General features: G+C 56.9%; 20 protein-coding genes. 6 read left to right on the top strand and 14 right to left on the bottom strand.

Features of this window, described 5'->3' with window-relative positions:
* From AC0TOF_RS11795 to AC0TOF_RS11765, 7 genes are all read right to left on the bottom strand, one after another.
* Positions 1 to 906, bottom strand: a complete 906-nt coding sequence (locus AC0TOF_RS11795) for an ABC transporter permease (protein ID WP_473768370.1) — start codon at positions 904 to 906, stop codon at positions 1 to 3.
* An 81-nt stretch (positions 907 to 987) separates the two neighbouring features.
* Positions 988 to 2,172, bottom strand: coding sequence for a glycine betaine/L-proline ABC transporter ATP-binding protein ProV (gene proV / locus AC0TOF_RS11790; protein WP_122001947.1), 1,185 nt, complete (start codon positions 2,170 to 2,172; stop codon positions 988 to 990).
* A 546-nt stretch (positions 2,173 to 2,718) separates the two neighbouring features.
* Complete coding sequence (locus tag AC0TOF_RS11785) at positions 2,719 to 3,192, bottom strand: hypothetical protein (RefSeq protein WP_473768369.1); 474 nt, start codon at positions 3,190 to 3,192, stop codon at positions 2,719 to 2,721.
* A 13-nt stretch (positions 3,193 to 3,205) separates the two neighbouring features.
* Positions 3,206 to 4,270 (bottom strand): D-TA family PLP-dependent enzyme, encoded by a 1,065-nt coding sequence (locus AC0TOF_RS11780; protein ID WP_473768368.1) that lies wholly within the window; start codon positions 4,268 to 4,270, stop codon positions 3,206 to 3,208.
* Between the two features lie 3 nt (positions 4,271 to 4,273).
* Complete coding sequence (locus tag AC0TOF_RS11775) at positions 4,274 to 5,155, bottom strand: MurR/RpiR family transcriptional regulator (protein WP_473768367.1); 882 nt, start codon at positions 5,153 to 5,155, stop codon at positions 4,274 to 4,276.
* Positions 5,156 to 5,162: 7 nt separating this feature from the next.
* A complete protein-coding gene (locus tag AC0TOF_RS11770) occupies positions 5,163 to 6,212 on the bottom strand; it encodes an ABC transporter ATP-binding protein (RefSeq protein WP_473768366.1) in 1,050 nt (349 codons plus the stop codon).
* A gap of 3 nt (positions 6,213 to 6,215) precedes the next feature.
* Entirely contained in the window at positions 6,216 to 6,989 is a 774-nt protein-coding gene (locus tag AC0TOF_RS11765; protein ID WP_473768365.1) for an SDR family oxidoreductase, read from the bottom strand.
* A 181-nt stretch (positions 6,990 to 7,170) separates the two neighbouring features.
* Between AC0TOF_RS11765 and AC0TOF_RS11760 the strand changes: the two genes are divergently transcribed.
* From AC0TOF_RS11760 to AC0TOF_RS11740, 5 genes are all read left to right on the top strand, one after another.
* On the top strand, positions 7,171 to 8,406 hold the full coding sequence (locus AC0TOF_RS11760; RefSeq protein WP_473768364.1) for an ABC transporter substrate-binding protein: 1,236 nt from the start codon (positions 7,171 to 7,173) through the stop codon (positions 8,404 to 8,406).
* Between the two features lie 71 nt (positions 8,407 to 8,477).
* Positions 8,478 to 9,347: a carbohydrate ABC transporter permease gene (locus tag AC0TOF_RS11755; RefSeq protein ID WP_473768363.1), complete on the top strand. Its 870-nt coding sequence runs from the start codon at positions 8,478 to 8,480 to the stop codon at positions 9,345 to 9,347.
* A complete protein-coding gene (locus AC0TOF_RS11750; RefSeq protein WP_122001955.1) occupies positions 9,344 to 10,171 on the top strand; it encodes a carbohydrate ABC transporter permease in 828 nt (275 codons plus the stop codon). The genes AC0TOF_RS11755 and AC0TOF_RS11750 overlap by 4 nt, the downstream gene beginning before the upstream one ends.
* Before the next feature lie 12 nt (positions 10,172 to 10,183).
* The gene (locus AC0TOF_RS11745) at positions 10,184 to 10,555 is read left to right on the top strand and encodes a RidA family protein (RefSeq protein WP_473768362.1); all 372 of its coding nucleotides are present in this window, start codon (positions 10,184 to 10,186) and stop codon (positions 10,553 to 10,555) included.
* A gap of 25 nt (positions 10,556 to 10,580) precedes the next feature.
* Complete coding sequence (locus AC0TOF_RS11740; RefSeq protein WP_473768361.1) at positions 10,581 to 12,050, top strand: M81 family metallopeptidase; 1,470 nt, start codon at positions 10,581 to 10,583, stop codon at positions 12,048 to 12,050.
* 39 nt (positions 12,051 to 12,089) lie between these two features.
* Here the strand turns inward: AC0TOF_RS11740 and AC0TOF_RS11735 are convergent, their stop codons facing one another.
* The 6 genes from AC0TOF_RS11735 to AC0TOF_RS11710 form a co-directional block, all read right to left on the bottom strand.
* Entirely contained in the window at positions 12,090 to 13,364 is a 1,275-nt protein-coding gene (locus AC0TOF_RS11735; RefSeq protein WP_122001958.1) for a TRAP transporter large permease, read from the bottom strand.
* Entirely contained in the window at positions 13,361 to 13,831 is a 471-nt protein-coding gene (locus AC0TOF_RS11730) for a TRAP transporter small permease (RefSeq protein WP_473768360.1), read from the bottom strand. Before AC0TOF_RS11730 ends, AC0TOF_RS11735 begins: the two co-directional genes overlap by 4 nt.
* A 69-nt stretch (positions 13,832 to 13,900) precedes the next feature.
* The gene (locus AC0TOF_RS11725) at positions 13,901 to 14,875 is read right to left on the bottom strand and encodes a C4-dicarboxylate TRAP transporter substrate-binding protein (RefSeq protein ID WP_122001960.1); all 975 of its coding nucleotides are present in this window, start codon (positions 14,873 to 14,875) and stop codon (positions 13,901 to 13,903) included.
* Between the two features lie 101 nt (positions 14,876 to 14,976).
* Positions 14,977 to 15,993: a zinc-binding alcohol dehydrogenase family protein gene (locus tag AC0TOF_RS11720; RefSeq protein WP_122001961.1), complete on the bottom strand. Its 1,017-nt coding sequence runs from the start codon at positions 15,991 to 15,993 to the stop codon at positions 14,977 to 14,979.
* A gap of 36 nt (positions 15,994 to 16,029) precedes the next feature.
* On the bottom strand, positions 16,030 to 17,574 hold the full coding sequence (locus AC0TOF_RS11715; protein WP_473768359.1) for a UxaA family hydrolase: 1,545 nt from the start codon (positions 17,572 to 17,574) through the stop codon (positions 16,030 to 16,032).
* Positions 17,575 to 17,608: 34 nt separating this feature from the next.
* Positions 17,609 to 18,316 (bottom strand): FadR/GntR family transcriptional regulator, encoded by a 708-nt coding sequence (locus AC0TOF_RS11710; protein ID WP_122001963.1) that lies wholly within the window; start codon positions 18,314 to 18,316, stop codon positions 17,609 to 17,611.
* A 207-nt stretch (positions 18,317 to 18,523) separates the two neighbouring features.
* Here AC0TOF_RS11710 and AC0TOF_RS11705 point away from each other — a divergent pair, with 207 nt between their 5' ends.
* Complete coding sequence (locus tag AC0TOF_RS11705) at positions 18,524 to 19,645, top strand: mannitol dehydrogenase family protein (protein ID WP_473768358.1); 1,122 nt, start codon at positions 18,524 to 18,526, stop codon at positions 19,643 to 19,645.
* On the opposite strand, the gene AC0TOF_RS11700 is transcribed toward AC0TOF_RS11705, so the two are convergent.
* A complete protein-coding gene (locus tag AC0TOF_RS11700; protein ID WP_122001965.1) occupies positions 19,605 to 20,351 on the bottom strand; it encodes a response regulator transcription factor in 747 nt (248 codons plus the stop codon). The genes AC0TOF_RS11705 and AC0TOF_RS11700 overlap by 41 nt on opposite strands.
* Between the last annotated feature and the right edge of the window lies 1 nt (position 20,352).

The following is a 20,352-nucleotide window of genomic DNA, read 5'->3' as shown; positions in this document are numbered from 1 at the left end:
TCATGCTTCCTGCTTGCGAAAGGACGAGGCGGACTGAGTGTCCGCCGCCTTCCTTAGAGATGCGAGCCGCTTGAAAAATCCGGCCCCGCCCTTGCCAAAGCTCTGGGTAATGCGGTCGAGAATGACTGCCAGAATGACCACGGCAAGGCCGCCTTCGAAGCCGAGGCCCACATTGAGGCGGCCTATGCTGGTCAGGACCGTACTACCAAGTCCGCCTGCACCAATCATCGATGCGATAACCACCATTGAAAGCGACAGCATGATCGTCTGATTGATACCGGCCATGATCGAGGGCATGGCGTTCGGAAGCTGCACCTTAAACAGAAGCTGCTGCGACGTGCAGCCGAATGCCAACCCCGCCTCGACAAACTCCGAATGCACCTGCCGGATACCGAGATTGGTTAGACGCACGACTGGCGGCATGGCAAAGATCACCGTCGCAATCGTTCCCGGCACAGCACCAAGACCGAAAAACATTGCAGCCGGAATGAGATAGACGAAAGCAGGCATGGTCTGCATGAGGTCGAGAACCGGGCGTACCAACAATGCTATCGTATTGCTGCGCGCCATAGCGATGCCGAGTGGAATACCTATAAACACTGCGATAGCAGTAGAAGCCAATACTAGCGAGAGAGTTTCCATCGTGCCTATCCACAAATCCATGTGGATGATGAGGCCCAGCGCGAGTGCGGTGAAAATCGCAAATTTCCACCCCACGCGCCACAGCGATAGCAATGTTAAAACTGCAACCCCGCCGCTCGGCGGCACAGCGAGCAGAGCATTTTGAATACTGTCGGTAACAAAACCGATAGTGGCTGCGATCATATCGAGCGCGGGCGTAAAGTGGTCGAGAATGTAGTTGACCACAACATCCGCCCAGCCGCCGACACTGAAATTCAAATCCATGTTTTACCGTCCATTTCCGTATTTCTTCTGGATTGGACCCATTCTGCCCCTATCAGGCAAAAGTCCGTTGGCGTGCAGGTATCAACCCGCGCGGCCAAGCGTTTCGAGCAATGCCGATTTACTGATGGCACCGACATAGCGGTTCTGGCGGTCCGTAACCGGGACCGGCCAGGGGCTTTCCGCCACCTGCGTCAACAATCCGGAAAGCGGCGCTTCCGCCTCGATGGCAGAGACGCCTTCCAGCCCGTTCCCGCCTTGCGCTACAGCACCCTTTGCCAGCGCATCACGGCTAACCATTCCGCGATAGGTACGGTCAGCGTCGATCAGCACACCGAATGTCTTCCCGCTCGTATCGAACCGTTCAAGCGCTGTTGCCAGCTGCTCGGGTTCGAAAACGATGAGCTCATCCTCGCGCGCCACATCAGCGGCTTTGAATACGCGGGACACATCCACATTGCGGAAGAAGGAACGGACATAATCGTTGGCCGGTGCCGACACGATTTCGTTCGGCGTTCCAACCTGCACCACCTTGCCGTGTTGCATGATGCAGATACGGTCGCCGATACGCATGGCTTCATCGAGATCGTGGCTGACGAAAATGATCGTGCGGCTGTGCTCCGCCTGAAGACGCTTCAGTTCGTCCTGCATTTCGGTGCGGATCAGCGGATCGAGTGCAGAAAAAGCCTCGTCCATCAGAAGAATGGTCGGCTCGCTGGCCAGCGCCCGCGCCAGTCCGACGCGTTGTTTCATACCGCCGGAAAGCTGGTCCGGCATGCTATGGGCGTATGGTTCCAGTCCGACCGCTGCGAGCGCCTTCAGTGCCTTCTGGTGGCGTTCCGCCTCGCCCATTCCAGCCACTTCAAGGCCGAAAGACGCATTGTTGAGGACCGAACGATTGGGTAGCAGCGCGAAGGATTGAAATACCATGCTCATGTCGCGGCGACGAAGATCGATCAACTCGCGCTTGGTCATTTTGACGACATCGCGGCCATCCACTTCGATGGAGCCGGCAGTCGGTTCGATCAGGCGATTGAGCAGACGCAGAAGCGTGGATTTGCCCGAGCCGGAGAGGCCCATAATAACGAATACTTCGCCTTCATAGATATCGAAGGTCGCATTATCGACGCCGATTGTTGCGCCGAATTCGCTGTGAATCTGGGTTTTTGATTTACCTGCGCGCAACTCCTGCATTGCACGCTCCGGATCATCGCCGAAGACTTTAAAAATGCCTTTCAAGCTTATTTTAGTCTTAGCCGGCGACTTCATACTTTCTTCCTTGTATAAAATACCATGCATTAAGTTTAACCCCGCTGTGCTGGCGGACTTAATCTCCTTTTTAACATTGATAGAACTTCATTCCAGCGCAAAATGCTCGCACTCAATCTGCGTTCCGCGAACGGCCCACATGGAATGATTATCGATAGATTGCCTGATTCTATATAGGTCATTTCCCGACATGTCCACCCACAGCCGTGAATTCATCTGAATGATCCGTCCGGCAACCGTCCCCTTGAATGTTTTTTTTGAAGGGTTGCACGACGAATTTTGAGGACTGTTCGACACCGCTCAAAGCAGGAGGTGATCAACCAGCTTGAAGGCAATAGTAGTCCTCTTCCAGTCAATTACCGGAACGGCCTGCGACAAATATGCCATCAGCTGCGACATCATCCGAATTAGTATAATTCGGGAGAAAAAAGACTATAATTGCAGAAAAATAGTGTGATTATACTGCAATCTGCAACTATTTAGTCTATACATAAAAACGGCGCAGATCGGGCGATCCGCGCCGTGATAGGCAGTGTGGCCGATCTTTCAGCGATACGCCATATATCCAACAAAGCCTGTGATCTTCCAGCGCGTTCCCTCGCGGCGGCAGAAATAGAGCGTCTGCCAGTTGAGGCGGTCGACGGAGCCGTCCTTTCTTGCAATCGTTCCATCGAATTTTTTTCGTGCCACCGCGACGTCGCCTGTAATATCGATCACGCTCAAATCGGTCGCACGGAAGATCCCTTCGGCCAAAGATTCGGCATATTCAACCGCCGCACTTTCTGCCGCCTGACGCAGCCATTCATCGCGATAGCTTGCGAGCGTCGGAAATCCTGCATCCCATTTGTCGGGATCGCGATCATTATGCGCGTGAATGCCGAGGAAGCGTAGCTCGTCGAAATCATTGGCCACCAGCGACCAGTCCTGCGATACGAAAGCCTCGATATCGCGTCGCACGAGCATTTCCCATATCTGCTCGCGATCCTTGTCGCCTGCAAACGGATTGACCGCACCCTTCATGCTATCCTCCTGATTATCTTAACTTTCCACGCGCGGCGACCGGCAAGATATCAATGACGTTATCGCCCGAAACAAGATGAACCTCGTCAAAGAGGTTGGAAACGACGCAGACATGGTCAGGGATAATCCGCACGCGCTCGCCGACTTCCAGACCGGCAACATCGCCGGTCAGCTTGCCGTGCTCCTCACTCAATCCAGTCACACGTATATCCGGGCGACCCATCACCTCACCAAAATCGCTCAGGCCCAGCGTGTCGCTGGATAGCGCCTTGGAACCGGCATCGATGATTGCACGTTCTGAAGTCGGATGGCTCACCACCGTCGAAAGCACCGTCAAGGCGCAGTCATCCACTACCGCCGCCCCCTGTGCGACCTGATAACGGTCGAAATAGATATAGGTGCCGGGACGGTATTCGGTGACGACACTATCGCCAGCATTGCGCCACATATCGGGTGTTCCCCCGCTTGAAATCGTCTCACAGGAAAGGCCGTTCGCCTCAAACAACTCCCGTGCCGAGTAGAGCCATTGTTCGGCTTCCTCCGGCTTTCCTGCTGCGGGATAGGTCATCAAGCCACCGAAATGCAGCCCCGCGCTCCGGTCGATAATGCGTGCCAGTTCCAGCGCTTCGGCCGGTGTCTGCACGCCACAGCGCCCCATGCCGGTGTCGCATTCGACAAGTACTTTCAGCGGGTGCTTTTGGTCGGTGAAACGCGCCGCAAGCCCTGCAAGTGAGGTTGGATTATCAACCGTCACCGACAGGGTGATGCGTTGATGCAATGCATGAAGACGGTCGAGCTTTTCCCGCCCCAGAATATTGTAGGGCAGGAAAATATCCGTCAGCCCTGCGTCGGCCATGACTTCCGCTTCACCCAGTTTCTGGCAGGTAATGCCCACGGCGCCCGCTTCCACCTGCATTTTCGCGAACATGGGCAATTTATGAGTCTTGATGTGCGGGCGCAGTTTCACTCCCACCGCATTTGCGTGGGCCTGCGCTTTGGCGATATTCGCTTTCACCCGATCAATGTCGATGAGGATCGCAGGCGTATCCACGTCGTGAATGGTTTTCGGTCCTGTCATGAATCAATCTCCCAGCGGCAGGCGCGGATCATCTATTGTGAGCGTATTGAGGCTGTGCTTGATGCGGCGCAGGCTTTCCAGCACCTTCGGTCCACGCGCTTCCGCCGTGGCGGTGGCCAGCATATCGAGAATGGCGAGCAGTGCGAAGCGCGACGATGTCGGCTTGTAGATATTGCCGTCTTCATTGGCCTGATAGGGAATGAGCACGTCTGTTGCCTTGGCGAGATCGGAACCGGCAGGCGTGATTGCTACCGTCTGCGCTCCATATTGCCTTGCAACAAGCACGGCCTCCACCACCGACCGGGCAAAGCCGGAGACGGAGAAAGCGATCACAGTCGCCTCATGCGTGGTGACGGCCGCATACATGCGCTGCAACTGCCCATCCACCTGCGCGCTGACAGGAATACCAAGCCGAAACAAACGGTTCTGCATTTCCGTTGCCAGCATGGACGAGATGCCGCCCGAGCCAAGACACAGCACCGGGCCACCCGCGGCGAGCCGTTCGGCCACTTTCATCAGCACGCCCATATCGATTCCGTCGCTTGCGCGTTGGATGGCGGCAACCGCCGCATCGGTCACAGCGGTCGCAATGCGGCTTTCACGCACATCGCGTGCGGGAATTTCAGCCGTCAGATATTGACCTCCGATAGCCAGCGCCTGCGCCAGAAAAAACTTGAAATCGCGAACGCCATCACAGCCAAGCGCCCGACAAAAACGCGTTACCGTGGGTTCGCTGACACCGGCCCTGGCCGCAATTTCCGAGATTGCCGCCTTGGAAGCGTAATCAGGATCGGCCAGCACGAGCGCAGCCAGCCGCCGGTCGGATTTCGATCCGTCCTGCGCCACCACATGCAGCCGCGTGATGATGTCTGCAACCTTGCTCATGGGAAGTTCAAAGCGGGAGACCGCTATCCTTGTCGAAAAGATGTATGTGTTCGCTCTTCGCAGTTACAGGCACTTGCTCACCGGGCGCAAGATGTATGCGCTCGCGAAACACAGCTCGTATGGGCTGTCCTGCAATCCGGCCATAAATATGGGTTTCCGGCCCCGTCGGCTCGATGACTTCCACGGTGAGCGTCAGCCCCTTGCCGTCCCGCGCGACCGTAAAATTTTCCGGGCGAATGCCAGCTTCCGCTTGCGCATTGAACGCTCCGGCGGCAACGGCAATCTCCTCGCCCTCGCCGGTGCGGAATATTCCTCCCGACACAGTCCCCGGAATGAAACTCATCGATGGCGAGCCGATAAAGCCCGCGACAAACTTGTTGGCCGGGCGGTCATAAAGTTCCAGCGGCGCGCCGATCTGCTGGATCTTGCCCTGGTTCATAACCACGATCCGGTCGGCCATTGTCATGGCCTCGATCTGGTCATGGGTGACGTAGATCACCGTCGATTTCAGGCGTTGATGGAGCGCCTTGATCTCGGTACGCATCTGGACGCGCAACTGAGCATCGAGATTGGAAAGCGGCTCGTCGAACAAGAACACCGATGGTTCGCGAACAATGGCGCGCCCCATGGCCACGCGCTGGCGCTGACCGCCGGAAAGCTGGCGCGGATAGCGATCCAGATAAGAATGGAGGTTCAGGATGGAAGCCGCCTTGTCCACCTTTGCCGCAGTTTCCTCCGATTTCTCGCCGCGAATGCGCGGACCGAAACCAATATTTTCACGCGCCGTCATATGCGGAAACAACGCGTAGGATTGAAACACCATCGCGATATTGCGCTTTTGCGGCGGTAACTCGTTGGCCCGCTCCCCACCGATCAGTAGATCGCCGCCGGAAATGGGCTCAAGCCCCGCCACCATTCGCAGAAGCGTGGATTTTCCGCAGCCGGAAGGACCGACGAGTACAAGGAATTCCCCGCTTTGAATATCGAGGTCAACACGGTCGAGGACCGTCAATTGCCCGAAGGTCTTGGTAATGCCGCGCAGCGAAACCTCTTTCATCGGTCAGTTTCCTCCGAGAATATCTTCGATGAAAGGACGGCAGCCTGCAGTCAGCCCCGCATCCACTGGAAGGATCGCGCCAGTGATCCCCGATGCGCGGTTGGAGGCCACAAAGGCTACTGTTTCCGCCACCTCACTTGTGTCAACGATACGCCCCAAAGGATAGAAACGCTGCAAGCGATCCAGAACGCTCTTATCCTGCGCGATACGATGGTCCCATGCAGGCGTCCGTATTGACCCCGGACAGACGACATTGGCACGCACGCCCTTCCTGCCGAACTCAACCGCAATAGCCCGCGCAAAAGCGTTGATCCCGGCCTTGGCGGCCGCATAGGCCGGATTTCCGAAATGCAAAAGCCCATTGACCGACGAAATGAACACAAAAACACCGTGTCCCCGCGTCGCCATAGCCTGTGCCATGACATTTGAAAATCCGGCAACCGCTGTCAGATTGAGGTCGATCTCGGCGTTGATATTGCCCTGATCCAGCCCGTCAAAAGTTTCGGCGCGGGTCCAGCCTGCATTGTTGATAACGATATCGGGCAGGCCCGATTCCACTATGATCCGCTTTGCTGCCGGTTCCAGCCCGTCACGGTCGAGCAGATCGAAGGTATGACGCGCATGAAAGCCATCGCCCGTCATCGCTTCCAGTGACGTATCGCAACCGATCACCCGGGCGCCGCGCTCCCAAAACAGCTTGACCAGCGCGCTTCCCACACCGCCGCCCGCGCCGGTAATCAATACAGATTTCCCGGCAAATTCGCCTGCTTGCTCCACACCATTCCCCTTTTATGCGGCAGTTTTTCTGCACTGTTTAGTTTCGCCAGCGTAAAAGTCAAAATGTAAGTTTGCAACAAAACTTTTAACTTGAAAGTACCAATAAAGCCGATAATGTAGGAAAATAACAATAATAGATCGTCATCGCAACATCGCGATGACTCAACACGGGAACGGGAAGATGTCTATCAACAAATGGAAGGCTGGCCTTTTGGCTGGGCTGAGCATTCTGGCGCTATCATCGGGCGCACAGGCTGGCGAAGTACGCATGACCGTCGCGGAGTACAGCTCCAAGACCGGCCCATATTTCGAAGAGGTCAAGAAGGCGTTTGAAGCTGCCAATCCCGGCATCACGCTCAATTTTGAGGTCGTGCCGTGGGACGTGCTTCTCCAGAAGCTCACCACCGACATTTCAGCAGGCACCAATGCGGACCTTTCCATCATCGGCACGCGCTGGCTGATCGATTTCGTGCAGCAGGGCATCGCCGAACCGCTTGACGGCTACATGAATGATGAGTTCAAGGGCCGCTTCATCGAGACTTTCCTGTCGCCGTCCGTCCTTGAGGGAAAGACCTATGGCCTGCCCATCGCGGCCTCAGCCCGCGCCATGTATTACAACAAGGATTTGCTCGCCAAGGCAGGTGTCGAAAACCCGCCAGCAACCTGGGACGAACTGAAAGCAGCAGCCTCCAAGATCAAGGCGCTTGGCGGTGAGAATTACGGTTTCGGCCTGCAAGGCAAGGAAATCGAGACCGATGTCTATTATTACTATGCCATGTGGTCCTATGGGACCGAAATTCTCAACAAGGATGGCACATCGGGTCTTAGCACACCCGGCGCACTTGAAGCTGCCAAACTTTACAAGTCGCTGATCGATGACGGCCTGACCCAGCCCGGCGTCACGTCCTATGCGCGCGAGGACGTGCAGAACCTGTTCAAGCAGGGCAAGGTTGGGATGATGATTACCGCGCCTTTCCTGTCGAACCAGATCAAGGAAGAAGCGCCGAACCTCAAATATGGTGTTGCGGCCATTCCCGCCGGACCGACGGGCGCGCGCGGCACCTATGGCGTGACCGATTCCGTCATCATGTTCCAGAACTCCAAGAACAAGGAGGAAGCCTGGAAGGTGCTCGACTTCCTGTTCCAGACAGAATGGCGCGCCAAGTTCACGCAGGGCGAAGGCTTTCTGCCGGTCAACAAGGAAGAGGCGAAGATGGATTATTACGTCAATAATGCCGATCTTGCCGCCTTCACCGCGCTTCTGCCGGATGCCCGCTTTGCGCCGATTATTCCGGGTTGGGAAGAAATTGCCGACATCACGTCCAACGCCATGCAGAGCATTTATCTCGGCAAGGGCGAACCTGATGCCGTGCTGAAGGATGCCGCCGCCAAGGCTGACGCGATCCTGAAGAAGTAACGCTCCCCGCCTGCCCGGCAGTGCTCCCTCGCTCTGCCGGGTTTTTTTCTTTTCCGGGACATTGATTGCCGATGCAAAGCCGCACCCTGCCCTATCTCCTGATCCTGCCCAGCCTGCTGCTGGCTGCGGTGGTGATCTTCTGGCCCGTGGTGCATCTCGTTGAAATTGCCAGCCATGATGTCAACCGCTTCGGGCAGCTTCGCGATTTCAACGACGGCGCAAATTTCACTGCCCTTTTCGCAACGCCCGACTTCCTCAATGCGGTCTGGCGCACCGCCATCTGGACCATCGCAGTGGTCGGCGGGGCGCTCATAGTTTCCATTCCGGTCGCCATCATTCTCAACATGGATTTCTATGGGCGGTCGGTGGCTCGCGTCATCGTCATGCTGCCCTGGGCCGTTTCGCTCACCATGACGGCCATTGTCTGGCGCTGGGCGCTCAACGGCGAAAGCGGAATGCTCAATTCCGCACTGCGCAATCTCGGCCTTATCGACAGCAACATTCAATGGCTGGCGAGTGCAGCGACCGCCTTTCCCATGCAGATATTGGTCGGCATTCTGGTGACTGTGCCGTTCACGACCACAATCTTTCTCGGCGGGCTTTCGTCCATCCCGGACGATCTCTACGAAGCCTCGTCGCTGGAAGGCGCCAGCCTGTGGCAGCAGTTTCGGGAAATCACCTTTCCGCTGCTCAAGCCCTTCGTCAATATCGCCATCGTACTGAATACTATCTACGTCTTTAATTCATTCCCCATCATCTGGGTCATGACCCAAGGCGGGCCTGCCAACTCCACCGACATTCTGGTGACGCATCTCTACAAGCTCGCTTTCCGCCTCGGAAAGCTGGGGGAAGCCTCCGCCGTATCGCTCATCATGCTGGCGATCCTCCTCGTCTTCACCGCGATCTATATCCGCCTTGCAATGCGGGGAGAACGCGCATGACGGGTTCAAAGCTGAAACGCACGATCATTGCCTGGGCAGTTCTGTCACCGCTTATCGTGCTGACGCTGTTTCCCTTTGCGGTGATGTTCCTCACCGCCGTCAAACCGCCACAGGAAGTGCTGTCGCCGCACTGGTGGCCGAGCAGCTTCCGCTGGCAGAATTTTTCGGAAATGTGGGTGCAGACGGGTTTCGGGCAAGCGCTTTTGAACTCGCTTTATGTCTCTGTCATCGCTTCTGTCGGCGCAATCGTGGTTTCCATTCCTGCCGCCTATGCCATGTCGCGTTTTCGCTTTGCGGGTCATGGCGCATTCCGGCAATTCCTGCTCGTCTCGCAGATGATTTCGCCTATTGTTCTGGTGCTGGGCCTGTTCCGGTTGCTCGCCGCTTACGGGCTAATCGAAAGTGTGTCGGCGGTCGGTGCGGTTTATATGGCCTTCAATATCGCCTTCACCGTCTGGATGCTGCAAAGCTATTTCGACACCATACCGCGCGATCTGGAAGAGGCGTCGTGGATGGAAGGTGCCGGACGCGGCAAGACACTGATAAAAGTGTTCCTGCCGCTTTGCCTGCCCGCCATTGCTGTCACGGCCATCTTCACCTTCATCAATGCCTGGAACGAATTCGTCGTGGCGCTGACCATGCTGCGCAGGCAGGATAGTTACACCCTGCCCATTCAGGTCTTCTCGCTGGTGGCCGGACGCTACACCGTTGAATGGCATTATGTCATGGCGGCGACCTTCCTTGCCACGCTGCCGGTCGCCATCCTTTTCATCTGGCTCCAGCGCTATCTCATCAAGGGACTGGCCCTTGGAGCCGTCAAATAACCGGAGAAAATCATGTCCAGAAAACAGGTCTTCGGCGCATCGCATGTGCCTCTTTCCCCCGCCGTTCGCGCAGGCGACACAGTCTATATTTCTGGACAGGTGCCAGTCAGGGCAAACGGTCAGATTGTTGAAGGCGGCATTGAAGCCCAAACGAAACAGGTGCTCGAAAACGTCAAGGCCGCACTCGCGCTTGCAGGTGCGACAATGGAAGACGTCGTTAAAACCACTATCTGGCTGGAAGATGCCCGGGATTTCGGGCGCATGAATGCCATTTACGCCACATATTTCCCGAAAGAACCGCCAGCGCGAACCACGGTCGAGTCCCGCCTGATGATCGACATCAAGATCGAAGTCGAAGCCATCGCCTACGCACCGCAGAAATAAACACGCCCCGCCCAGAGTCATTTCCATGCGCATCTTCACCGCATCGCTTGCGACAGAAACCAACACGTTCTCGCCGGTCCCGACCGACAGGGCCTCGTTTGAAATGGCTTTCTATGCCGCGCCAGGCAAGCATCCGGAAACGCCGACGCTTTGCTCTTCTCCCATCGTGGCATTGCGCAAGCGCGCAGCGGTGGAGGGATTAACCGTCATCGAAGGCACAGCCACCTGGGCGGAACCCGGCGGACTGCTGCAACGGCAGGCGTTCGAGGCATTGCGTGATGAAATCCTCGATCAGCTCACGGCCGCGATGCCCGTTGACGCCGTCGTCCTTGGCCTGCACGGCGCCATGGTCGCACAGGGTTATGACGACTGCGAGGGCGATCTGCTGGAGCGCGTGCGTGCTATTGTCGGGCCGGATATTCTCGTTGCCAGCGAGTTCGACCCGCATAGCCACCTGACCCCGAAACGGGTCGAAAACCTCAATATTTTCGCATCGTTCCTCGAATTTCCTCACACGGATTTTTACGAACGCGGCGAGCATGTGGTCGATCTTGCGCTCCATGCCCTGAAAGGCCGCATCAAGCCCGTCATCTCCACCTTCGACTGCCATATGATCGGCGTATATCCGACAAGCAAGGAGCCGATGCGCTCTTTCGTCGACCGTATCAAGGCGATGCAGGGCAAGGATGGCATCCTGTCGATTTCAGTCATTCATGGCTTCATGGCTGCCGATGTGCCGGAAATGGGAACCCGCATTCTCGTTGTCACCGACAATGACCCGGCCAAGGGCGAGGCGCTTGCGGAAAAACTCGGGCGCGAATTGATCGCCATGCGCGAACAAACCTCAATGGCCATGTTCGACACCGATCAGGGTATCGACCGCGCGCTGACCGCCCATGCAGCCGATCCCGCAAAACCTGCGGTAATCGCCGATGTGTGGGACAATCCCGGCGGCGGGGTAGCCGGCGACGGAACCCATCTCCTTCGCCGCCTGATTGAACGCGGCATCGACAATATTGGCATCGCCACCATCTGGGACCCCATCGCAGTGACATTCTGCCATGCGGCGGGCGAAGGCGCGGTGATCGATCTGCGTTTCGGCGGAAAATCCGGACCGCTTGGCGGCGAACCTATCGATGCGCGTGTAACCGTCCTGAAGACTCTTGCCGAAGGCTGGCAGAGTTTCGGACCAAGCCGCGTGACGCTTGGACCTTCGGCGGTCGTACGCATCGAAGGCACCGGGATCGACATCATTCTCAACACCAACCGGACGCAGACATTCGAGCCGGATATCTTTTCAAATATCGGTATCGACCCGATGGAGAAGGACATACTGGTGGTCAAATCCACCAACCATTTCCACGCGGGCTTCGCGCCGATTGCTGCTGAAATTATCTATGTCGCGGCACCGAGCTCCTATCCGAGCAATCCGCGCACGACCAATTACCGCAAGCTCAGCCGCGCCATCTGGCCGCGTGTCGAAAACCCGTGGTGAACAAATGAAAAAGCGCGGGAACGACCCGCGCTTTTCTTTTTAGTGAGCGAGATAGGTTGAGATAATCGGCACATAAGTAACCAGCGCCAGCAGGATAAACAGCGCCATATACATACTGAATGCCTGGCGGGTGAAATCTCCCACCCTCACCTTTGCAATATTGCAGACCATCAGCATGACCGTACCGACAGGCGGGGTCAGCGTGCCAATCGACAGGTTGATGATCACGATGATACCGAAATGTACCGGATCGATGCCCAGAGCCTTCACCGTCGGCATCAGCAGCGGCACGAGAACGATCATCAGGGCCGTACCCTCGATCAGCGCCCCGAGGATCAGCAGGATCACGTTGACTGCTAGCAGGAACGCATAAGGATTGCTGGTGAAGGACGAGATCAGCTGCATCAGCGACTGGCCAGCCTGTTCAAGCGAGAACACCCATGCGAGCGCTGACGACGCCATGATGACCAGCATCACGGATGCGGTCGATTTCGCCGTTTCGATGAGCGAATCCACCACGTGCGAAATACGCATTTCGCGATAGATCACGAAGCCGATAATCAGAACCAGCGTTACCGCAACCGCACCGGCTTCCGTCGGCGTGAAGATGTTCATGCGGATGCCGCCGATGATCGCGAACAGCAACAGGACGGCAGGCCATGCCGAGGCAAGCGTCGAGACAACCTCCGCGCCGCTCATCCGCTTTTCACGGCTTGGCTTGTAACCGCGCTTGACCGATGTCGCATAGGCTGCAACCATCAGGATAATTGCACCCAGAATGCCCGGCAGCACACCGGCCATGAACATCTTGCCAATGGAAACATCCGCAATCAGACCGTAGATGATGAGCGCGATGCCTGGAGGAATGATCGGCGTGATCAGCGAACCGGCAGCCGTCACCGCGCAGGAAAATGCCTTGTCATAGCCACGCTTGACCATTTCCGGCACCATCATGCGCGTCAGCATGGCGCTATCGGCCAGATTGGACGCGCTGACGCCGCCCATCAGGGTCGAAACCATGATGTTGGTGAGCGCCATGCCGCCGCGCATGCGGCCGACCAGAATTTCCGCGACCTTGATCAGGCGCTCCGCAATCCCGGTATGCGACATCACCGTGCCAAGCATGATGAAGAACGGAATTGCGAGCAGCGACGTGTTCTGTGCCGGGCTGATGAAGCGCTGCACGGCAATCGCTATCGGCATCTGGTTGAAGAAGGTGAAATAGGTGAAGACCGCAATCAGGATGGCCACATAAAGGCGCATATTGAGCGCGATCAGCGCCAGCATGATGAGTACGACAGTCGTCAGGTTCATGCCTTGCCTCCCGCAAATGCGGCGCGCAAGGATTTGAATGCGCCTGCAAACATATAAAGAGCGATAATGACGAAGCCGACGGGAACGGCGATATCGATCCAGTAATAGGAAACCCGCAGCACGTCCGTCACCTTAAACTGCGCAGCAACCGAAAGCTTGTAACCGGCATAGGAAACGTAAAGCAGGAACAGTCCCGACAGGATGGAAACGATAGCGTTGATGACCTCGCGCAGCTTTTCCGAAAACAGGTCCACAAGCATCGGAATGGCAAGATGCTGGTTGCTGCGTTCTGCGGCGACACTGCCGAGCATCACAATCCAGATCATCAACAGGCCGGCCATTTCCTCGGTCCATTGCAATGGCTGATGCATCCAGTAGCGCATGACAACGGCGATGTTGAACATCGCGAGCAGGATGAACAGCGGCACCGCAGCCAGCCATTCGATCAGTTTTTCAAACAGTTTCATCGGATTGGATTCCATGAGCGAACCATGCCGCGGCAAAGCCGCGACATGGCGATATCCGAATAAGATGGATCAGTTCAGTTCGGCCTTGATCTTTTCATAAAGACCTGGAGACCATTCCGGGAACTGGGTGTAGACCTTTTCAGCAAGAGCCTTGAAAGGAGCGCGGTCGACATCGATGACCTCGACACCGGCTTCCTTCATCTTTTCGATCATTTCATTGTCTTTTTCGATCGTCAGCTTCTGGCTGTAGAGACCTGCATCATAAGCGGACTCGTGGATCATCTTGAGCTGATCTTCAGGCAGCGTGGAGAAGAATGCTTCGCCGCCAACGATGAGCGCCACGTTGGTCAGATAGCCGACCTTGCTCAGATATTTGGCTTCTTCCTGGAACTTCTGGCCGTAGAGAACCGAAATCGGGTTTTCGACGCCATCGATCACGCCCTGCGCCAGCGCCGGGAAGGTTTCGCCGAGCGGCATCGGGGTCGGCGTAGCGCCCATGGCCTCAAAGGTCTTGATCTGCATGACATTGTTCGGCACGCGGATCTTCATGCCCTTCAGGTCTTCAGGGGTGCGGATCGGCTTCTTGGAAATGATCTGGCGAATGCCGTAAAGATAGTTCGGCATTACGATGTGAATGCCCTTCTTCTTCAGCTCTTCGCTCTTCTCCTTGAACCAGGGACCGTCATAGACCTTGAAAAGCTGTGCCGGATCGTCGGTCAGGAACGGGCCGTAGAGAACGCCGAGGTCCGGATCATATTCGGCCAGAAAGCCAACGTCGGAAATGGTTACGACATTGAGGCCCATCATGGCCTGTTCGGTCACGTCCTTCTTGGAGCCGAGCTGCGAGCTTGGATAAAGTTCGAGCGTGATCTCGCCGTTGCTGCGCTTGGCAAGGTCATCTTTCCAGTAATGCATTACTTCATCGAAAGGCTCGCCGGGGTTGTTTTCATAGGCAACCTTGATCGACACATTGGCAGCATATGCAGCCATGCTTCCTGCCAGCAGCATGCTGGCGGCGATCATGCCGGTAACGAGTTTCTTCATGTTGTCCTCCCGTATAGGGTCATTACACAATTGGCCTTTTGGCCGGTTTCCTCCACTAGCGCGCCATGCCCTCTTTCAGGCACGGCGCATTTGCTTCGATTTCAGTCGCGTTCGATGATGATCTTCAAAACATTGCGGTCGCCATCCCAATAGGGAAGCGCTGCTTCAGCTTCATCGAACGGAAACACCTTGGAGATCAGCTTGTCGGCACCCGCCCCGAGCTTTTCCAGATGCGTTATGACGGCCTCAAAATCCGAGAGCGTCGCATTGCGCGATCCCATGATGTCGAGTTCCTTCAGGTTGAAGAACTGGGTCTGATAGGTAACGGGCGCCTTGGAATAGCCGACATACACTACCCGGCCTGCGAAACCGGCCATGTCGACAGCTTGCGTGAAGGTGATCGGCAGGCCGACCGCTTCAAAAGCAACATCCACGCCATCGTCATTGGTCAATTCCTGCACCTTGGCGACAACATCCTCACCGCCCGGCAGCGCGTGCGTTGCGCCGAACTGCAGCGCCAGTTCACGCTTCTCGGCGCTGGGATCGATGGCGATGACCTTGGCGCCGCGCGCAACTGCACCGAGCAGCACGCCCATGCCGATCATGCCGCAACCAAGAACAGCAACCGTATCGCCCGCCTGAACGCGTCCGCGCTCGACAGCATGAAAGCCAACCGAAAGCGGCTCGACCAGCGCCAGATGACGCGGCTCCAGCGTATCGTTGAGGATCAGCTTCTCGGCAGGCAGCACGATCTGGTCGGCCAGACCGCCATTTTGCTGCACGCCGAGCGTTTTGTTATAACGGCATGCATTGAGCCGCCCCTTGCGGCAGGATGAGCATTCGCCGCAATTCGTATAGGGTAGCACGATGACCCGCTTGCCCTTGGCGTAGGCAGCGCCGACGCCTTCTCCGGCTTCCATGATCTCGCCGCCGATTTCATGCCCCGGTATGCGAGGCAGCTGGACCAGAGGGTTAAGCCCCTTGAAGGTGTTCAGGTCGCTGCCGCAGAGCCCCACATGGCGCACGCGCACGCGGACATGACCAGCCAGCAAAGGCGCTTCGTCGATTTCTGCAAAACGGGTGACGTTTTCGCTCTCGATACGCAGAGCTTTGACCATCGAATTATTCCTGTCAGTCGTCGTTGAAGAAAGGGATCAGGTTACGGCGCCGACCTGCCACGGCACGAATTCGTTGTCGCCATAGTCGTAGACTTCGCTCAACGTCTTCTCGCCGGATGCGACCGCGATGATATGTTCGAAGATGCGCGTGCCCGACTGTTCGATGGTCTCGTCGCCGGTGACGATGCCGCCGCAATTGATGTCCATGTCTTCCTTCATGTGCTCATACATTTCGGAATTCGTGGCGATCTTGATGCAAGGCGAAGGCTTGAAGCCGGAAACCGACCCGCGACCCGTGGTGAAGCAGATCACATTGCAGCCACCGGCCACCTGCCCGGTCACCGCAACGGGGTCGTAACCGGGTGTGTCCATGAAGACGAAACCTGGTTCGGTAACCGTTTCAGCAAATTCGTAGACCGCCTTGAGCGGCATGGAGCCACCCTTGGCGACCGCGCCGAGCGACTTTTCCAGAATGGTGGTGAGCCCGCCAAGCTTGTTGCCGTGCGACGGGTTGTTGTTGAGTTCGTCGCCATTGCGCGCTGTGTAGTCGCGCCACCAGTCGATGCGCTGCAACAGCTTCTCCGCTACCGCAGGCGTTACTGCGCGGCGCGTCAGAAGATGTTCGGCACCGTAGATTTCCGGCGTCTCCGACAGGACGGTTGTGCCGCCATTGCGCACGATAAGGTCCGAAGCATAGCCCAATGCCGGATTGGCCGAGATGCCGGAATAACCGTCAGAGCCGCCGCATTCCAGCGCCACTTTCAGCTTCGACAGAGGCTGTTTGGTGCGGACCGCCGAATTGACCAGCGGCAGCATGTCCTTAATTTCGGCAATCGCATGATCGATGGTCTTTCGTGTGCCGCCATGCTGCTGGATCGTCATGGTGCGCAGGCGCGAGCCTTCTTCCATGCGATAATGTTCGAGAATTGGCGCAATCTGGTTGGTTTCGCAGCCAAGCCCGATCAGCAATATGCCGCCGAAATTCGGGTGCTTGGCATAACCCTGAATGGTGCGGGTCAAAAGGCGATAGCCTTCCGACTTGGTGTTGAGCGCGCAGCCGCTGCCATGCGTCAGCGCCACGACGCCATCGACATTATCGAAACCGTCGAGACCGCCCATCCGGTTGAAATAATCGGCAATGTAACGCGACACCGTGGCCGAGCAATTGACTGACGAAATCACGCCGATGAAATTGCGCGTGCCGACGCCGCCAGCGCCCCGGTCGAAGCCCATGAAATGGCGGCGCTCCGCCTCCGGCAGCATGCCGCGTTCTTCAATGTCGATGGAGAACTGGTGCTCGTGTTCGGAAGGCAGCATGGCGAGGTTCTGCAGATGCACATGCTCGCCCTGCGCGATGTCCTTCGTCGCAACGCCGATCACCTGCCCGTATTTCAGGACTTCCCTGCCCTCTGGAATGTCGCGAACGGCAACCTTGTGGCCGCGCCCGATCAATTCCCGGGCATTGATCCCGTCAAGTCCGATTGGATCGCCCGCGCGAACCGAAACGCGCGCCACCGCAACATCGTCCGAAGGATGCAGCAAAATTACCGGCGCAACCGTTTTAGCAACGGAATCATTCATGTGTCTGACCTCACTCCCAAATCGCCCCGGCTAATCACTCGCTGGGTTCATTATCCATCCAACGCTGCTTGGATCGGTCCAGATGCGTTCGCATGGCTGCCTGCGCCTGAAGCGGATCTCTTGCCTCCAGGGCTGCATAGATGGCCTCGTGCTCGGCCAGAGCCAGAGCCCATGTATCATTATCCTCGAAGCGTGTTCTGATATGCGACGTCAGCGGACTATGCCGCTCGTCGAAAAGGTCGCGCACGATGCGCGCCAAAACGGAATTGCCCGATTGCTCGGCAATGAGCAGATGAAACTGCCTGTCGAGTTCGATCGCCTTGCGCCCGGCATCGACATTCACCTTCATCGCGTCAATCGTCGCACGCAATTCAGCCAGTCTTTCAGGCGTCATGCGCGCGCAGGCCGTGACAACCACGCTGCCTTCGACCATTTCGCGTGCCTGCATGATTTCAAGCGGGCTCTCCCCGATAGAAGCTCCATGGGAAAGTGAACGCTTTTCCGACTCCGCCGTGACATAAATGCCGGAACCCATACGGATTTCGACATTGCCAGCGATTTCGAGCGCAATCAGCGCCTCGCGCAGCGAAGGCCGCGACACACCCAGCTGCTGCGCCAGCTCGCGCTCAGCCGGCAGCCTGCTGCCAGCAGGAAACTGGCCATCCTGGATGAGATTTCTCACCCGATCCGCAATCTGCTGATAAAGCCTGCGCGGTTCCGCGGTTGCCGTAAAGTCGCTCATGGTGCTCCCAATTCACCTCTCCTCGAATTGGCCTTACCATATTTCCAAGCGGAATGAAGCGCAATATGCTTAAAAACCCGATGAATTGCGGCAAATCGCACATTTCCACACCTGCTATCGGATCGTTTGACTGATAAATCTCCCCACTGGCTTGACCAATTTGCCGCGCATCGCTTAGTTAAAACCACTGATTTATGGGAGAAGGTCATGCACGAAAAGCCAGCGATCCTGCAGTTCGGCACCAGTCGTTTTCTGTTGGCTCATGCCGATTTCTTTGTTTCGGAAGCGCTTGCCAATGGCAAAGCCATCGGAACGATTGCCGTCGTGCAGACGACTTCCAACCCGCAAAGCAGCCAGCGGATCGCGGCTTTGAACGAAACCCGCAGCTATCCCGTCATGATCCGCGGACTGGTCGACGGCAAGCCGTCGGAGACGGAATATCAAGCGAAGGGCGTCACCGCTGCCTACTCCGCGCATCACGACTGGGCTGCGATTCTCGACCTTGGCGCCAGCGTCGATGTGATCCTCTCCAACACTGGCGACAAGGGTTTTGAGCTCGACAGAAGCGATGACAGCTCGCTTCTCGCCAATCCGGAAGCTTTGCCGAAAAGCTTTCCAGCCAAGCTGCTGGTCTTGCTGCATCATCGCTGGCAGCACAATCCCGATGCGCCGCTGTCGATATTTCCCTGCGAACTGATCTCGCGCAATGGCGACAAGCTTCGTGCGATCCTTGTAAATCTGGCTCAGGACTGGAAGCTGCCGGACAGGTTCGTGCAGTGGCTCGAAACTCGCTGCATCTTCGCCAACAGCCTGGTCGACCGCATCGTTTCCGAACCCATCGAGCCCATCGGCGCCGTCGCCGAACCCTATGCGCTCTGGGCGATCGAGAAAGCAGACGGGCTGACACTGCCTTGTGAACACAAGGATATCGTCGTCACCGATGATCTGGCGCGCTATGAGCAGCTGAAACTCTACCTGCTCAACCTTGGCCATACATTCATTGCGGAACAATGGCTGAAGGGCGACCGTCCGAAAGACGAGATCGTGCTGGAAGCCATGCAGGACGAGACGATCCGGAGCGAACTGGAAGCGGTCTGGCGTGACGAAGTCCTGCCGGTATTTGCCGCAGACGGTCTTGGTGAACAGGCCGAAGCTTACGTGGATTCGGTCCGAGAACGGTTTCTCAACCCCTTCCTCAAGCACCGCATCGCAGACATTGCTTCCAACCATGAGGAAAAGAAGCAGCGACGCTTCGCACCAGTCATCGCCCGCGCGTCGGAAATGGGCCTCAATCTCGAACAGCGCCGCCTGAAGACGGCTGTCGGCTGATCCAGTCATTGAGCTCGATTTCGGCGCGCTCAAGCGCGCTGTAGTTCAAAAGCTTGCGTAGAAGGGCCACTGTGACCGCACGGGCCCGGAGATTGAAACGTCCTTCGTCGGGTTCACCCTTCTCCTGGTAGACGCCAAGTTTTTCATAGAGTTGCTGCAATCTGTTCTGAACGCTTCTGAGCGACAGATTGCGGCGGCGTGCGATGACGCGATCCGTCAGGCCCAACGCTATATCGACCAGAATTTCATATTCGCTTTCGCTGAAACCACTGGCATGGCCAAGGCTCTTTTGCTGCAGGCCGCGCACCTCGCGGTCGATGACGCATTGTGCTTCGACGAAAATGCTGCGCAATGCCAGCCGCAGCTTGTCGTCGGATGCCGATTTCAGCACATAGCCGTAAGCTGCCCCTTCCGGCACGATGCGCGACACGCCGCGCACATAAGCTTCATCGGCGTAGTTCGACCAAAACAGAATGCGCGTTTCAGGATTTTCCTTCCAGATCGTTCGCGCCGCTTCAATGCCGTTGCGTCCGTTCATCTGCAAATCCATGACGATATGCGCTGCCCTGTGCTGGCGCGCCAGTTTCTCGCCGGCGGACCCGTTTTCGGCTTCCAGCACGTCGCTGCATTCGGGCAATGCCGCCCGCACGGCCTCGCCAAGATAGGCGCGGTGCAACGGATCATCTTCCACGATCAGAACATGCATT

This window comes from Ochrobactrum sp. PL_is501 (genome assembly GCF_055816895.1).
This window is presented reverse-complemented; position numbering and strand designations above follow the sequence as displayed.

Coding starts and splice junctions, on each gene's coding strand:
- AC0TOF_RS11795 (WP_473768370.1), bottom strand. CDS start 906: ATGGATTTGAATTTCAGTGTCGGCGGCTGGGCGGATGTTGTGGTCAAC.
- proV (WP_122001947.1), bottom strand. CDS start 2,172: ATGAAGTCGCCGGCTAAGACTAAAATAAGCTTGAAAGGCATTTTTAAA.
- AC0TOF_RS11785 (WP_473768369.1), bottom strand. CDS start 3,192: ATGAAGGGTGCGGTCAATCCGTTTGCAGGCGACAAGGATCGCGAGCAG.
- AC0TOF_RS11780 (WP_473768368.1), bottom strand. CDS start 4,270: ATGACAGGACCGAAAACCATTCACGACGTGGATACGCCTGCGATCCTC.
- AC0TOF_RS11775 (WP_473768367.1), bottom strand. CDS start 5,155: ATGAGCAAGGTTGCAGACATCATCACGCGGCTGCATGTGGTGGCGCAG.
- AC0TOF_RS11770 (WP_473768366.1), bottom strand. CDS start 6,212: ATGAAAGAGGTTTCGCTGCGCGGCATTACCAAGACCTTCGGGCAATTG.
- AC0TOF_RS11760 (WP_473768364.1), top strand. CDS start 7,171: ATGTCTATCAACAAATGGAAGGCTGGCCTTTTGGCTGGGCTGAGCATT.
- AC0TOF_RS11755 (WP_473768363.1), top strand. CDS start 8,478: ATGCAAAGCCGCACCCTGCCCTATCTCCTGATCCTGCCCAGCCTGCTG.
- AC0TOF_RS11750 (WP_122001955.1), top strand. CDS start 9,344: ATGACGGGTTCAAAGCTGAAACGCACGATCATTGCCTGGGCAGTTCTG.
- AC0TOF_RS11745 (WP_473768362.1), top strand. CDS start 10,184: ATGTCCAGAAAACAGGTCTTCGGCGCATCGCATGTGCCTCTTTCCCCC.
- AC0TOF_RS11740 (WP_473768361.1), top strand. CDS start 10,581: ATGCGCATCTTCACCGCATCGCTTGCGACAGAAACCAACACGTTCTCG.
- AC0TOF_RS11735 (WP_122001958.1), bottom strand. CDS start 13,364: ATGAACCTGACGACTGTCGTACTCATCATGCTGGCGCTGATCGCGCTC.
- AC0TOF_RS11730 (WP_473768360.1), bottom strand. CDS start 13,831: ATGAAACTGTTTGAAAAACTGATCGAATGGCTGGCTGCGGTGCCGCTG.
- AC0TOF_RS11725 (WP_122001960.1), bottom strand. CDS start 14,875: ATGAAGAAACTCGTTACCGGCATGATCGCCGCCAGCATGCTGCTGGCA.
- AC0TOF_RS11720 (WP_122001961.1), bottom strand. CDS start 15,993: ATGGTCAAAGCTCTGCGTATCGAGAGCGAAAACGTCACCCGTTTTGCA.
- AC0TOF_RS11715 (WP_473768359.1), bottom strand. CDS start 17,574: ATGAATGATTCCGTTGCTAAAACGGTTGCGCCGGTAATTTTGCTGCAT.
- AC0TOF_RS11710 (WP_122001963.1), bottom strand. CDS start 18,316: ATGAGCGACTTTACGGCAACCGCGGAACCGCGCAGGCTTTATCAGCAG.
- AC0TOF_RS11705 (WP_473768358.1), top strand. CDS start 18,524: ATGCACGAAAAGCCAGCGATCCTGCAGTTCGGCACCAGTCGTTTTCTG.
- AC0TOF_RS11700 (WP_122001965.1), bottom strand. CDS start 20,351: ATGCATGTTCTGATCGTGGAAGATGATCCGTTGCACCGCGCCTATCTT.